This window comes from Catenulispora sp. MAP12-49, from assembly GCF_041262705.1.
GTDB lineage: Bacteria > Actinomycetota > Actinomycetes > Streptomycetales > Catenulisporaceae > Catenulispora.
Genome location: NZ_JBGCCP010000012.1, coordinates 14,079 through 29,464, shown reverse-complemented (window position 1 = coordinate 29,464; position 15,386 = coordinate 14,079). Strand labels below are relative to the sequence as shown.

Genomic DNA, 15,386 nt, shown 5'->3' with positions numbered 1-15,386 from the left:
TGGATCCCACCGCGGCTTCTCCGGCTGTAGCGCATACCGCGGGTCAAACTCACACTTCCGCGTCCCCAGCGGTCCACCTGCCGACCTGGCCGGCAGCCGAGCAGTTCGCCGCAGACGTGAACGCCTCCGCCTCCTCCGCCGTGAAGAACCGGGCGATGCTCGCGGCCGCGCCGGAAACGTCTTCGCCCGTGACCGTGGCTCCGGCCGGGACGCTGGTCGCCGCCGCTGCTCCGGCCGATCGCTCTGCCCTGACCAGCACCAGCACCAAAGCAGCCACGCCGGTTCCGTCGTCGGTGCAGGCGACCGTCGCCTCGCACGCACAGGCGGTCGCGGCTGGGGTGTCCGGCGTCATCGTGACCGTCGCCCAGCCCGACACCGTCAAGACGCCCGGCACGGCCGATGTCGCGGTGTCCTACGGCGCGTGGGCCGGTGCGTTCGGGGCGGACTTCAGCGACCGTCTGCACTTGGTGCAGCTGCCGGCTTGTGCGCTGACCACGCCGACGGTTCCGAAATGCCGGGTGCAGACACCGGTGACCACCGTCAACGACCACGACCACCAGCGACTGGTCGCCACGGTGACGATCCCGGGACAGCACGGCGCCTCCTCGACCGGCATCTCGCAATCGTCGGCCGACGCGGCGACGTCCAAGGCCGCCGCCAGCACGATGGTGCTCGCGGCGACGTCCACAGCGACTGGTCCCGCTGGCGGTACTTTCACGGCGTCCTCGTTGAAGTCCAGCGACTCCTGGACCACCTCGGGGAACTCCGGGTCTTTCGAATGGTCCTATCCGGTGTCTACTCCGCCGTCGCTGGGCAACAGCGCCCCCGGGGTGTCGCTGGCGTACGACTCGGGGTCGGTCGACGGCCGGACCACCGTGTCGAACGGCCAGACCTCGGTGGTCGGCGAAGGGTTCGACCTGGGCGGCGGCGCCTCCTCGTACATCGAGACGACGTACATGCCGTGCGCGACGGTCAATTCGGCCTGGGCGACCGTCGGCGACCTGTGTCAGGGAACGGCGAACGCCGCGATCTCCGGCGGCGCGCACGCGGGCGGCCTGGTCCGCGACGACAGCGACAACTCCAAGTGGCGCCTCGCGGTGGACGACGGGACGCGCGTGCAGTTCATGACCGGCGCGCTTGGCGGGAACAACACCGTCAACAACGGGTACTGGAAGCTCACGGCGACCGACGGCACCGTCTACTTGTACGGTGCCAACCGGCTGCCGCAGAACTACGGCGGCGACGGCATGTCGGACGCCCCCACGTACTCGACCTGGTCAACGCCGGTGTTCGGGACCGGCGTCGGCACCAGCTGCAATGATCCGACAGGCAGCGAGCAGGCCTCGTCGTGCCGCCAGGGCTGGCGCTGGAACCTGGACTTCGTCATCGACCCGCACAACAACGTGACTCGTTACACGTATGCGCGGGAAGAGGACTACTACATGCACAACGGCTCCACCACCGAATACACCGGTGGGGGCTTCATGCGGGAGATCGACTACGGCTGGCAGACCGGCAACGTCGACAAGGCGGCCGGCGCGTTGGCCGACGGCACCAACACCGGGCCGGCGCCCGCTTCGACGGTGCTGTTCGACTACATGCCACGCTGCGTGTATTCCTCAACAGACAACGCCTGCCCCACGACGCCGCCGACGGTCTCCGTCGGTACTGCGACCACCGGGATCACGGATACCAACTCCGGTGCGTTCACGGATGTGCCATGGGATCAGCACTGTAAGAGCGGGAGCACCACGTGCGCGGTGGGTTCGCCAGCCTTCTTCTCCACCGTTCGCTTGGCCGGAATCACCACTGCCGTCAATAGCGGTGCGTCGACGGGTTCTCAGCCGTCTGGCACCCCGGTGAACTTCCGGGCGGTGGATACATACACGTTCAACCAGTCATTCCCGATCCCGCTGGACCCTGGGACTTCCGGTAACTCGGCGCAGCTGCGGTTGGACTCCATCGTCCACACTGGGTACCTGACCAATTCCGACGGTACGGTGGCTTCCACGACAGCGCCGGCGGTCAATCTCGGATACGACAACACAAAGCCGAACCGCGATACGGCGCTCACGCCGTGGACCACATCACAGTTCGACCGTTTCCGGTTGGATCAGATCACTGATGAGCTCGGCGCCATCACCACCGTGAATTACGATATGCCCGGGACGTTGAGCTGCGGTTCGACTGCGCCGCCGACCACAATCGCTAATGCCACCCTGTGCTACCCCGAGAACTACACGGACTCCAACGGGAACAAGCACACCGACTGGTTCTTCAAGTACGTGGTGACCTCGGTATCGGTGGTGGACGGCACGACCATCAACACCAACTACGGGTACTCCAAGACGCACTCCACTGCCTACACCTACGTGGGCACGCCAGCGTGGCACACCAACGACTCCGAGCAGGTTGACCCATCCGCCCCCCGCATTGCCGACCAGTACCGGGGCTTCCGCCAGGTCACAACTACGACGTCCGGCGAGTCCACCGGCGCCAACTCCTCCAGCACCACCACGTACTTCCAAGGTATGGACCAGGACCCGACCAAGCCGGTGTGTTTGAACGACTCGCACAACCAGGCGCCGGCGAACGCGGCCTGCACCGGTACCGGCACCAACGGGTTCGGATACCGCGACGACAACGCTTTGGCCGGGCAGGCGTTAGAGACACAGGTATTCGCCTCCGAGAACTCCAGCACAGTCGTCAGCGACAGCATCAGCGTTCCCGAAGACCCGAACGATCCGGGCATGGTGACCGCGACGCACGCCCGGGTCTCACCCTTGCCGCTGCAACGCGCGCACTTCTCGCACATCGCCAAGAAGATCAGTTACGCACCGCTGTCCACAGGTGGTCTGCGCCGTACCGAGATCGATTACACCTACGACAACTCCCTGCCTGTTTTCACGAGTGCCGGCGGTACCGGGGGCAACGGCAGACTGCTGACCACCGACGACAAGGGCGACACGGACGCCAACGGCAAAGCGCTGGGCAACGTGCAGGAGCTGTGTACGTTCAACCGGTACGCGATCAATACTGCCGCAGGTGTCGACGGCTACGAGTGGAGCGCCTACTCGGACGAGGTCATCACCTCCACCGTTCCGGCCGGGGGTAGTTGCACTACCACATCGGAAACCAACGCCACCACGACTTCGGACACCGAGACGGTGTATGACGGCCAGACGTTCCCGGGGGTCACGGCCGGGTCGGTGACGTCCACCCTGGCCTACCCGACCGCCGGCGGCTCCTTGGTCACCACCGCGACCATGGGTTACGACGGCTACGGCAGACTGACGTCGACCAAGGACGCGGACCAGCACACCACCCGAACTGGGTTCGTCTCCAAGCCTGGGCTATTGCCGACGTCGATCACCACGACCAACGCCAAGGGGTGGACCTCGACCGCCATTGTGGACCTGGGTCGCCAGGTGACCGAGACCGCCGTGGACATCAACGGTCGCCAGGCCGACGCCGTCTACGACGGGTTGGGCCGGGCCACGCAGGTGTGGAACCCCGACCATCCGAAGGCGGCCAACGCCTCCACGCCGGACACCACCTACACCTACGGGGTGTTCGGGACGACCCTGTCGCCGAGCGTCGCGGCCACCAACCCTTACGTGCAGACGCGGACACTGCGGGAGAACGACACCTACGCCGAGTCCGACGTAATCCTGGACGCGTTCGGCGAGCAGATCGAGACCCAGGCCACTCCGGCGGACGATTCCTCCGGCCTGATCTCCACCCAGGCCGAGTTCAACAGCCTGGGCAAGCCGTGGCGCACCGCTGCCGCGCACTGGGACAACGTCGACGCTCCCTCGGGCACTTTCCGGAGCTACGGCGACGCACTTCCCTCGCAGCAGGTCACCACCTACGACGGACTTTCCCGGACGCTTACGGTGACGCAGTACACGAACGCCGCCCCTGTCGGCGGCGGCTCCCCGACCTCGGCGGTGATACCCGGTGCCGTGACCACCACCGCCTACCCAGGTGTGGACCGCACCGACGTCACATCCCCGTCCGGTAACGGCACCGCCTCCGCGGGCGCCACGTCGACGTTCACCGACGCCCGCGGCCGCACTTCAGCGCTGTGGACATACCACAACAACCCGCCGGCGCCGACCGGCAACGTGGGCGACGCCGACATCACCAAATACGACTTCCAATACGTGAACAACGGCACCGTCTCCACGGTGACCGACGGCACCAAGTCAAACGTGTGGACCTCAACCACGAACGACCTGCTCGGGCACAGCGTGACCCAGAAGGACCCGGACACCGGGACCAGCACCACCATCGAAGACAACGCCGGCCTGCTGGTGCAGACTCAAGACGGCCGCGGCCAGACCCTGTCGTACTACTACGACGTCTTGAACCGCAAAACGGCCGAATACAACGCGCCCTATACCTCCGCGGGCACCCCCGCCGCCTCGGCACTGATGGCGTCCTGGTCCTACGACTCCGTGCCAGGCTCCGACGGAAAGACCGACTACGGCCTTCCGGCCTCCTCCATCCGGTACATGGACAACGGCACCACCCAATACACCAGCGCCGTTACCGGCTACGACGCCGGCGGCCGTGCCCTCGGTGCCTCGGCGACCATCCCGCCCGCCGACAACAACGGCGCCCTGGCCACCACGTACCAGACCAACAACTACTACACGTCGGTCACCGGGCGGCTGGACCACACCGACCTGCCCGCCGTACCGAACTCCGGCATGCCGCTGGAGACCGTGTACAACTCGTACAACGACAACGGCCTGCTCCTGGCCACCGGCGGCAACGCCGACTATGTCTTCGCCACTACCTACGACCAACTCGGCCGCATCGCTTCCCGCACCCTGGGCGACTATCCCTATCAGGTGGTACAGCAGAACCTGTACGACGCGGGCACCGGTCGGCTCACCAACAGCTTCGTTGACGCCTCCGCCGGCCAGAACGGCAACACCAACGCTCTGAACACCTACGGCGTCGACTACTCCACCTACACCTACGACGCGGCAGGCCAGGTCACCTCCGTCGCCGACCTGCAGAACTACAACGCGCTGGGCACCTACCAGCCGATCTACGCGCGCGACAACCAGTGCTTCACCTATGACTACGCCGGCCGCCTCACCAACAGCTGGACTGACACCGGAGACCAGACGCCCTCCGCGGCGACCGGCGTCAACGCCGGCAACCCGGCGATCCCCAACAACGGTCCCAAGCCCGGTGGTATCGGCTCCTGCGCCAGTTCCACCACCAACAACCCGCCCACGGCCGCCAGTGCGGCCTCGGGACAGATCAGCGGGAGCACCGCCACCGGCGCCATGACCAGCCCGGCACCGTATTGGCAGTCGTACGGCTTCGACGCCACCAACGCGGTGGGCCTCGGCAACGGCGCCGTGACCGGCAACCGCTCGACGGTCACCGACCACGACATCACCGGCACCGTCGCGAAGGACGTCACCCGCACCAGCAGCTTCCCGGCAGCCGGCAGCACCAACACGGCGGGATCGGCCACCACCGGCGGCACCGGTCCGCACCTGTTGAGTTCCGTGACCGCGACCGGCGTCAGCACACCCGACACCTTCACCTACGACGGCGCCGGCAACACCACGGGCCGCACGATCACGACGCAGGGCAGCGCGGGCAACGCCAACGAGACCCTGAAGTGGGACCCCGAAGGCCGACTGGCATCCGACGCGAACACCACGACGAACACGACGGCGTCATACGTCTACGACGCGGACGGCAACCAGCTCATCCGCCGGGACTACACGACGGGCTCCACCAACGGCACCATCACTCTGTACCTCGGCGGCACCGAAATCCATCTCAGCACCACCTCGGGCAGGGTCACGGCCCAGCGCTATTACGCCGCACCCGGCGCGCCGACCATCGTCGCGGATCAGACCGGCACCCTCACCTACGAGGTCAGCAACCCCCAAAGCACTGCCACCACCACGATCTCCGCGGCCACCGGTCAGGTCCAGGCGCGGCGGTACAACAAGCCCTTCGGAGACAGTCGCGGCACCCCGGTCACCCCAACCACCACACCCGCGTGGCCCGACGACCACACCTTCCTCGGCAAGACCACCGACGCCTCCACCGGCCTCGTCGACATCGGCGCCCGCAAATACGATGCGCTCACTGGACGTTTCATCTCCGCCGACCCCGTTTTCCAGCCGAACAGCCCCCAGGCGATCGGCGGCTACAGCTACGCCGGCAACGACCCTGTTGACAACAGCGACCCCACCGGGCTGATCTGCGACGCTGATACCGGCACCTGCCATGGACTTCCCCCGACAACATCGCAGACGCCGGCACCCTCGGGGGGATCAGGGCCGTGTGCTGGCCTGTCCGGTTACGCGAAGAAGGAGTGCGTATCGGGCCAGGATGATTCCTCGGATACCGGCGGCGACTCTCAGTCGGATGATTCAGCGCCCTTGACGCCTGACGACGCGAAGCAGATTTCTCAGGAATACGCCGACCTGCTGAAGGCGTACTATGCAAAAACCATTCATAGAAGTTGCGGGGCACGTGGAGGTTATTGCCCAGTATCGCAGGCTCAGGTCGACGGTATCGATTCGTTCAACTTCGATCCCAGTGCAGCTTTTGACGCACTGGGAGATGCACTCCAGATGTTGGGTGGAGCAGGCGCCACGACGGGGGGAGCGCTACTCATGGCCACTGGTTTCGGAGTGACCGATACCGGAGCCGGAGCCCCAGTGGGTATTCCGGTGATGGCCGGTGGGGCCATTGCGACCGGCTATGGGATCTCAACGGTGTCCAGCGGCGCGAACGGCTTGGCAAACGATCTGGGTACGATGTTCAGCACGTCATCGAGAACTCCGCAAGTTCCGAACGTGATAAAAGCCGCTATTCGTAATAAAACGCTGGCTCGCCGTGCCGTGGGTAATTATGGAACCCCCTGCGAGGACGATCCGACGTTGGACTGCATTGGCGTGCGCTCCGGGATGGGCCCATCGCAGGTGCGGAAGTGGGCTGGTGCTTGGGTATACGACTTCCCTGGTCACGAAGATCGGTTCAGGGTTATCATCAATCAATACGGTGACATGGCCTGGGTGGGCCCTGGCAGCGATGGTGTTCACAACTATCGGAACATTTATCAGCTCGGAACCATCGCTCAGAACAATCTTGCCGGGTTTGGGCCTTAATCGGGACCACATATGGAAGGGATGCGGCACATGGTGGAATGGTCGGAATTGAAGGATTCAAGTGGGGCCGCCGATAAGATTCCTCAGCTCCTCATTGAAGCCGGGACTAACCCCGAAAGTCGTGCCTGGACGTATCTGTGGGCGCGACTTAGCGATGCACGGGGGGTCTACTCGGCGAGCTATGCGGCCTTGCCTTCGTTGGCTGCTATAGCGAGGTCGTGGCCTGCAGCTGACCGGTACATGCCGCTCTCGCTCGCCGGATCCATTGTTTCATGGCCGGATCGCCCCGGAGGCGTCGATCCATTCGCGGATTACGCGGCTGAGATCGCCGAAATGCGTGATCTGGCAGATCTGTCGTTGAGGTCCCCCGAGGTCGACAGAGCGTCGTATGTGGGAATCCTTGTAGCCCTAACATACTTGCAAGGTTTCGCCATTGACACTGATGGAGTTGAAAACCTTGGTGGGAGTGAACTTCGCTCCACGTGCCCTCGTTGCGGACAATATAATTATGTTTCCCTCGGTGATTCTGGATATTTCTCAACGTTGGATTATGGCTATCTCGAAAACTCTGATGTACGGCGAACCCCGCTGATCGCCGCGCATGAGACATCATTAAGCGGGATGGCGGCGCATCTTCTTTTGCGTACGCGTTCTGACAGACGGGTAGATGTGCAGTTGCAACTCAAGAACTTTTTTGGAAGTGTGGAGTGCGGGAACTGCGGATTAGTCTTTAAGATGTCTGAACACGTCGTTTGAGCGCAAATATTCGCTGACTGTCGTGCTCGCTCCCGACGGGACTCGGAACACTGCGCCTGCCGATAAAGTCGTCCAGGCAGGTCAGGCCGCGTGTTGGTACTCGTGGATGATGCCGCCGAGTCGGTCGTGTCGACGGATGTCGAGGTCGGTGATGTGCTGTGGGTCGGTGATCGGTGCGGGCACTGCCCGTAGCGGCGCGGCCTGCTGTATTGCTTGGTGAGCGCGGTGTCTGTTGTGGTGCGTCTCGTACTCGTGCGGGGCGTGCAGCAGGTGACGCTGGTTCCAGATCAAGGTGCGGTCCAGCAGTTCGCGGCGGCAGGTTTGCACCCACCGCTCCGTGATCGAGTTCATCCGTGGTACGCGGATGCCGCTGAGTACGACCTGGATGCCGGCCCGTGCGAGGATCTCGTCGAACAGCGGCGGGAACTTCGCGTCCCGGTCCCGGACCAGGTACTTGACTGTGGCTCCGGCTTCTTCCAGGTCCATGCCCAGGTTCCGCGCCGCTTGAGCGACCCAGGCGGCGGTGGGGTGGGCGGTGGTGCCTAGCACGCGGACTCGCCGGGTGGCGTGCTCGATGACGGCCAGGATGTACTGGCGCTGTCCGGTCCGTGTGATGGTCTCGATGAAGTCGCACGCCAGCAGCGCGTCAGCGTGGCTGCGCAGAAACGCGGCCCAGGTGGTGGCGGTGCGCTCGGGTGCCGGGTTGATGCCCTCGTCCTTGAGGATCTCCCAGACGGTCGAGGCCGCGACTTTGATGCCCAGCGTGGCCAGTTCGCCGTGCACGCGGCGATAGCCCCAATTCGGATTTTCCCGGACCAGGCGCCGCACCAGCCGCCGGATCGAGGCGACCGTTCGCGGGCGTCCTGGTCGCTGGGGCCGGCAGGTGTTCACATGGCGTCTGCGCATCAGATCGCGGTGCCATCGCAGGACCGTGTCCGGGCTGACGATCAGATGCAGCCGGCGTAGTGAATCACGGGGCAGGGGCTTGAGAAGTGCAGCGAGGAAGGCTCGGTCCTCGGTGCGAACCTGGCACTGTTCGAGCTTAGCTGCCGCTGCAGGACCGCGAGCTGATGGCGCAGGGCCAAGATTTCCGCATCCTTGTCCCGGTCGCTCAACGGCAGCAACCGCAACACGGCGAAGGCGTTGGTGACGGCGAGATAGGCCAGACGCGACAGCACAACCCGCCATCATGCCCGAGATTTGACCAAGACCACAGCACGAGGTTCGATGCTGGGTCGATCGCCTCCGCACCAAACCTGTATACGCTCTTGACCTGCGCGGACGAGGTATTCAGCAGGCGCAGGCACGCCGCCAGGCGTGCCCTTGAATCAGTAGAGAAACTCTTAACAGCCCCCGTCGCGTCGCTCTCGAATGGCTGTCTACAGCTCCAGGACGTTGACGCCGTCGTGGCTACGGACCTGGGGACCGCTCGTCTCGAACGCGTCGAGCATCCGGACCGCGAACGCCTCTGACATCCGAGCCGCCGCCGGGAACGGACCGCCAGCAACACGGAGAACTCGGGCTAGGCGATCGACCCGGCCCAGTCAGCGAGACAGCGTCTCGAGTGCGTCCTAGTTTGTCTTGGTGTTGTGCAAGTGCGGACCGATGTAGCCGACGACTATCTGGCCCGTGGCGCCCTTGGCGTCGTCGAAGAAGTGGATTCTCGGGCAGGCGCTACCCTTGCCTTCCAACTTCAAATGAGCCTGCATCTCGCTCCTGCCGGACCCGTCCACCTCCGGTGGTACAGCGAAGACACGCTCGAAGCCCCACTTGTTCATCGTTGTCTCCGATTCGGCCATCGCCACCTGCTTCAACGGCCACGTTACCGTGCCCGCGCGCCCCTGCTTGCAGTGCTCGTAGAAGCCGCCGTTGAAGCCGTCCTTTGCGGCCTGGGCGTAGGAGTCCAGCGCGCGCAGGCCGTTCCAGGCCTTGGCCGCCCATACCCGGGCCCGCTCCGATTCGTCCAAACTCAGGGCCGTTTCCTTGTCGGCGGTAACCAGGATTCCGTCCAGCCACTCCAACCGTTCCCACAACTCCTCGAAGGAGTTCGGCACGCCAGCTGGCGGCTCGGCGACCACCGCGTCCTCGTACTGGCCCGCTTCGCGCAGCCGGCGTCGGAGGATGTCGGATTCGGCTCGTGCACGCTCGGCCTCGTCGAGAGCACGCTGCGCGGTATCCGCATCGTCCTCCATGGTTGCCCAGGCGTCGAGCAGCTGCTCTTCCTGGCTTGCGATGGTCTGTTTCGACAGCTCCTCGTTGCGTGCCGCCTCCTGCAGGTCCTCGTCGGCTCCGGCCAGCAGTTCGCGCAAATCCTGGTTTTCCCTCGTTAGCTGCGCAAGCTCCGCGCTTGAGACTTCAACCGCTAGCGCGGCTTGCCGTTCGGCGCTTCGCCGCCGACCGTCATCGTCCGGGAACATCACGTTACGCAGCGCTTCCGGCATGACAGCGCCAGTCGACAGCCGCTGCACCGTGCGGTACACACCCCGCCATGCCTGGTCCGCCGGGTCGCTGAGTCGCGCGACAGGCAGGAACCGGTGCCGCGGCGCGTCCCCGCGCCACGCCGGATCGACTTCGGTCAAGTAGGTACGTACCGCGCCGGGGGCAACTCGGTGGTGCTCGCCGATCGCCGCCCTGAACGAATCGACCGCCTTTATGTCCGGCAACATGTATAGCGACGCCGACCCGGCGCACTCGCGCTCGATCGTTTGCAGACGCCGATTCCATTCGAGCGAGGGTTGCAGTGGCCTGGCAACCAGGACCACTGGCATCCGCCGTCCGGGATCGCAAAGCACATCGATCAGCTCGTGTACTCCTTCGGGAGCGACTGGCTGGGCGTGCGTCGTTAGCGGCGCCGGGCCGTCCACTGGGCGGAGCGCCTGCACCAAATCGCGTATCAGCTTCGGGCGTGCTGCAGGAACGGTGCCGCTGTTGCTGAAAACCTCGAGGCTGACTGCTATCAGTGCTCCCGGCCCGGGAGGGGTGACCGCGGTGATAGTGGTACGCCACGTCGCCTGAAGCCGGTCCTCGCGCAGCTGAAGACGTATTGCCTGCTCGTCACCGTGAACGTAAGCCGCCTGTACTGTCAGCATCGACTCCGCATCGAGTCGGTGGACCCCGGACGCTGGCGGCGGTGCCAAATCGAACTTGCCCGCCAGCCAAGCCTCGGTGACACGCCGTACGTCCCGGAACGCGCTGTCCGCGCTCGGAGCTCTCAACACCGAGCGGTAGGCAAGCGGCCCGACACCCAACACCATGAACCTCACCATCCCATGTCAGAAGCCCCTGGGCTACAGCCGTGGCCATCCAGCACATCGAGGCGCTGTCGGACTGATTGTCCCCCTGACATCGCCTGATTTAGCGCTGCGCGTTCACGCATAGCTTGGGCGGACTGCCGCAGCCAGGTCGCGGAAGTCCCGCGCGCCCTGGTGAATGCCGCGGCGCGGATGCTGGAGCGATCACAAGGCGACCAGGCCGATCCCGTCCGACCTCAAGTATGCGAGCGCGGGATCTAGGAAGTTCTTACCGCATTTCGCCCGACCGAATCAGTACCCTCGCTAAGGCGAAACCGGTTCGCGTATAGCTCGCGATCTTGGTCGAACCTCGGCGGACTGTTGCGTTCGCAGGCCCACTCGGCATGGATAGCATGTTCGACCGCAGGTGCCCTGGCCTGGGTCGAAGCATGTTTGGCGCAGCCGCGGCGGACAGGCGAGGTGAACTAGGTGGAGTCTTAGAGGTGCGAACCATTCGAGCCAAAACAAGCTCCCGACCTGCGGTTTCGCAGATCGGGGGATGGGGTGGAGCTTAGGGGGCGTTAACCGTTCGGTTTAAAACAGTGCCGTGGCCTGGTGTTTTGTGTTCGGCGAGCCGACTGTGGTCAAGATCGGTTCGCGGATGGCTCGTGCGAATTGAAGAGCGCGACGGCTTGGTTTGAGGCATCTCCGCGTTGCTGGGGCGTGCGCAGAAGAAGAGGTGAACCCCGAACCTTCTGATCCGTAGTCAGGATATTTACAAAGACTTTAATATCGCCGACTGACATCCGTGCACGTCCCTGTAGGGCTCGGAAATACGATTCCGCCTGTGATCTGGGCACTTGCGGCTTCCGATTGTCGGGCTGCGATCCTGGCTCGATGCTCCTGTCTCTCGCGTACCGTGCAACGCGTCGTGTCCTGGGTTCCGTGGCGGTCTTGTTCCGTCGTGACGTATCCAAGGACGCTGAGCTGCTGGTGTTACGCCACGAGAATGCGGTCCTGCGTCGTCAGATCGCCAGGGCCCGCTATGAGTCGGCCGACCGGTTTTGGTTCGCGGCGCTGTCATCGTTGATCCCGCGTGGGCGATGGGCTCAGGTGTTCCCGGTCAGTCCGGCGACACTGCTGGCCTGGCACCGCCGGCTGGTTGCCCGCAAGTGGGACTACAGCGCCCGGCGGAGACCCGGCAGGCCGCCGACGGCTGCGGCGGTCAAGAAACTCGTGCTGACGATGGCGAAGGACAACCCGATGTGGGGTCACCGCCGGATCCAGGGCGAGTTGGTCAAGCTCGGCCACCGGATCGCCGCCTCGACGGTGTGGGAGATCCTGCATGCGGCCGGGGTCGATCCGGCGCCGCGGCGTTCGGGTCCGACGTGGAAGCAGTTCCTTACAACGCAAGCCCACGGCATCCTCGCGATTGACTTCGTGCATGTGGACACGATCGGATTGAAACGCCTGTACGCCCTGGTCCTCATCGAGCACGGGACCCGCCGTGCGCACCTGGCCGGGGTGACCGCGAACCCGACGGGGGAGTGGACGACCCAGGCCGCCCGCAACGTCCTGATGGAACTGGCCGAGCGGGGAAAGAAGTTCAAGTTCCTGATCCGGGATCGCGACACCAAGTTCATTGACGGCTTCGACGCGGTGTTCGCCGACGAGGGAATCCGCATCCTGAAGAGTCCGCCGCGTGCCCCTCGATCGAACTCGATCTGCGAAAGGCTCATCGGGGAGCTGCGCCGCGAGCTGCTCGACCGGATGCTGATCATCAACGAAGAGCACCTGCGCCGAACGTTGACTACCTACCTGGCCCACCGGAACGAGGCCAGGCCGCACCGCGCCCTCGGCCAGGTGACCCCGGCCCAGGCCGAGACCGGGCCGCCAGCGCCGGTCAACCTCGCGGACTACCGGATTCGCAGGAAGGCCATCCTCGGCGGACTCACCCACGAGTACAAGATCGCCGCCTGACCGTACCTCGCTCTCCGCACCAGAGAACCACAGGTCAACCCCAGATTCGTATTTCCGAGCCCTACAGGGCTATGAACGTGTCGAAGTCATCCCTGCCTACCCAATAGCGGCCGTCAACGGCTTCACGAAGTACAGTATCCCCGGGGTCACATCAGATTGGATGGAATCGACGCCACAGGCTCACCTCGACTACGTGAACCGGTCGAACACGGAGCCCGGTCAGGGGAACGCCAAAGCTCTTGCGCGGCTGCTTAAGGCGTGGAAGTACTACCGTGAGGTGCCAATCTCGTCATTCTATCTGGAGATGCGGGCAGCCGAGTATACGCGCGAACAATCATCCGTCTTCTACTGGATGGACATATATTTCCTGCTCGCCGACCTTCAAGTTGGCAGTCTCGCAGCCATGAACGACCCAACGGGAACAACCGGCCGCATCCAGCCGTGTTCATCTAGCGCTAACAAGATCGTCGCCCTCTCGAAGCTAGATACCGCTGTTAAGCGCGCAAAGAAAGCATACGACGCGGTGAAGGAAAACGACCTGGAGGTCGCGTTCGAGTATTGGGATAAACTGTTCGGTGACATGTTCCCGGCGTACGACTAGTAGCTCCAGTCCAAATAATCGTTCTTGCACAGGCCCTATAAGTCCTGACGCGTATCACACCAGGCGGTCGGCCGTGGCTGCAGCCTGTGCGCGCACTGCGGCCAGGAACCTGGGCGACGCCAGCTCGGGCCAGTCAGAATCCTCGTCTTCGTATTCATCGTCGTCGGAGTCGGAGCCATCTTCGCCCAGCACGGCGCTGACCACGTCGTCGATCTCATCGAGACTGAACGCTTCGACGTTCTCCTCATCGTCGGTATCCGACCCGTATTCCCGATACAGCAGCGCGCAGGCATAGATCCCGGTCAGCAGGTCCTCTAGCAGATCCGGTGCGGGCCGGGAGGTGTCCAGCGGTGTGGTGCGGATCTGGCCGAGCAGCATCTCCAGTGCGTCGCCGTTGCCGTCGTCAGCATTTTCAGCCGCCTCGGTGAGCGCTTGCATCAGCCCGGCCAGGTTCGGGATCTTGCCCTCGGCAATGTCCATGGCCTCGCCGATCAGTGCGGTGACGGCCTCGTGGGGGCTTGCTCCGGCGTGCATCATCTCCAGGACCATGGTCGGGGTGGCGAACGGCATGTCTTCGATGTCGTCGGCTGCTGCCACCACCTGCGTCACGTCGAAGCCGGAGGCGGCGGCTGCCACGGTGGCCGCTGCGTGCAGCCAATGGGCTGCGGCCACTGCCGCCGATGTCGGATCCACCGTGGTAAAAAGCTCCGGCCTACCCAGCGGCTCTTCGCGAAGCAGTGCGTCAGCGGCAGTTACCTGCACCGGCGAGGCAGAAGTCCGTGACAGCACCACCGCCTGCACTGCCCTACCGGAGAGATCCCCCAACTCGGCCTGGGTTACCGCTCCGATTTCGGTGGCGACTTCCCTACGCACCGCTGCGGCAAAGTTCTCGTCGCCGACCGCGTGTAGCGCCCGGCCCAGCCGGTGCGCGCTCTCCGCAACTGCGCTGTACTCCACGATGACCGAGCCGTCCTTATCCGGCAGGTTCGGTTTTTCGACCGCGGTCAGCACTTGGTCGAACTCTTCACGCTCGCTCTGTCGACGCCAGCCTTCGGTGTTGTCGCTCAGGTCGTCGCCGGCTGCCGCAGCCGGATGCGTATAGCTGCGCCACAGCGCCCGTGACAGCCCATCCAGCCGTGCCGCCACCCACAGGGTCGCGTCCACCGCCGTTCCTGGCGGTAGCGCCGCCACCGTGAATGCCGCGTCACCAGTGCCGGTGGGATACGACCCGATCAGCGTCGAGCGTTCGGTATCCACTGCGTACCTGGTCAATGTGGCCTCCAACAGTTCGACTCGACCCGCCTTGGATAGTGCCACCCCACTACGGACGCTACGCCTGGGACCGGAAAAGTCAGAACATCCGGCACTCGAACCGGTGATGACCACCCGGACTTCTGAACGGGAAGTGATACGTCGGCACGGCGAGAAACAGCCCGTCAGCACACGGACTCCGTACGGCCGTCATCACATCGTCATCACACGGCCCGATTTCGACGACTTTAAGCCTCGACTCGAGTCGAGTAGACGAGCCCGGGAAACACAAAACCCCAGGTCATAGACCTGGGGTTAGCGCTTTAGCGAGTGCGCACGAAGGGATTCGAACCCCTAACCTTCTGATCCGTAGGCCACGAATATAAAGGCTCTGGTATAGAGTTTCAGATC

The 15,386-nt window shown here is 64.3% G+C and carries 6 protein-coding genes and 1 pseudogene; 4 read left to right on the top strand and 3 right to left on the bottom strand.

Translation table 11 applies throughout. The features are described 5' to 3' along the window. Positions 1 to 116: 116 nt before the first annotated feature. Entirely contained in the window at positions 117 to 7,157 is a 7,041-nt protein-coding gene (locus ABIA35_RS22200; RefSeq protein ID WP_370359152.1) for an RHS repeat domain-containing protein, read from the top strand. 30 nt (positions 7,158 to 7,187) lie between these two features. Further along, positions 7,188 to 7,913: a hypothetical protein gene (locus ABIA35_RS22195; RefSeq protein WP_370344491.1), complete on the top strand. Its 726-nt coding sequence runs from the start codon at positions 7,188 to 7,190 to the stop codon at positions 7,911 to 7,913. Positions 7,914 to 7,994: 81 nt separating this feature from the next. Here ABIA35_RS22195 and ABIA35_RS22190 read toward each other — a convergent pair. Beyond that, positions 7,995 to 9,091, bottom strand: a pseudogene (locus tag ABIA35_RS22190) (integrase). A gap of 393 nt (positions 9,092 to 9,484) precedes the next feature. Then, positions 9,485 to 11,167 (bottom strand): hypothetical protein, encoded by a 1,683-nt coding sequence (locus tag ABIA35_RS22185; protein WP_370344490.1) that lies wholly within the window; start codon positions 11,165 to 11,167, stop codon positions 9,485 to 9,487. Between the two features lie 849 nt (positions 11,168 to 12,016). Between ABIA35_RS22185 and ABIA35_RS22180 the strand changes: the two genes are divergently transcribed. Continuing rightward, the gene (locus tag ABIA35_RS22180) at positions 12,017 to 13,123 is read left to right on the top strand and encodes an integrase core domain-containing protein (protein WP_370344488.1); all 1,107 of its coding nucleotides are present in this window, start codon (positions 12,017 to 12,019) and stop codon (positions 13,121 to 13,123) included. Between the two features lie 160 nt (positions 13,124 to 13,283). Continuing rightward, on the top strand, positions 13,284 to 13,724 hold the full coding sequence (locus ABIA35_RS22175) for a hypothetical protein (protein ID WP_370359151.1): 441 nt from the start codon (positions 13,284 to 13,286) through the stop codon (positions 13,722 to 13,724). Between the two features lie 54 nt (positions 13,725 to 13,778). Here ABIA35_RS22175 and ABIA35_RS22170 read toward each other — a convergent pair whose 3' ends face one another. Further along, a complete protein-coding gene (locus ABIA35_RS22170; RefSeq protein ID WP_370344486.1) occupies positions 13,779 to 14,981 on the bottom strand; it encodes a hypothetical protein in 1,203 nt (400 codons plus the stop codon). Positions 14,982 to 15,386: the final 405 nt, after the last annotated feature.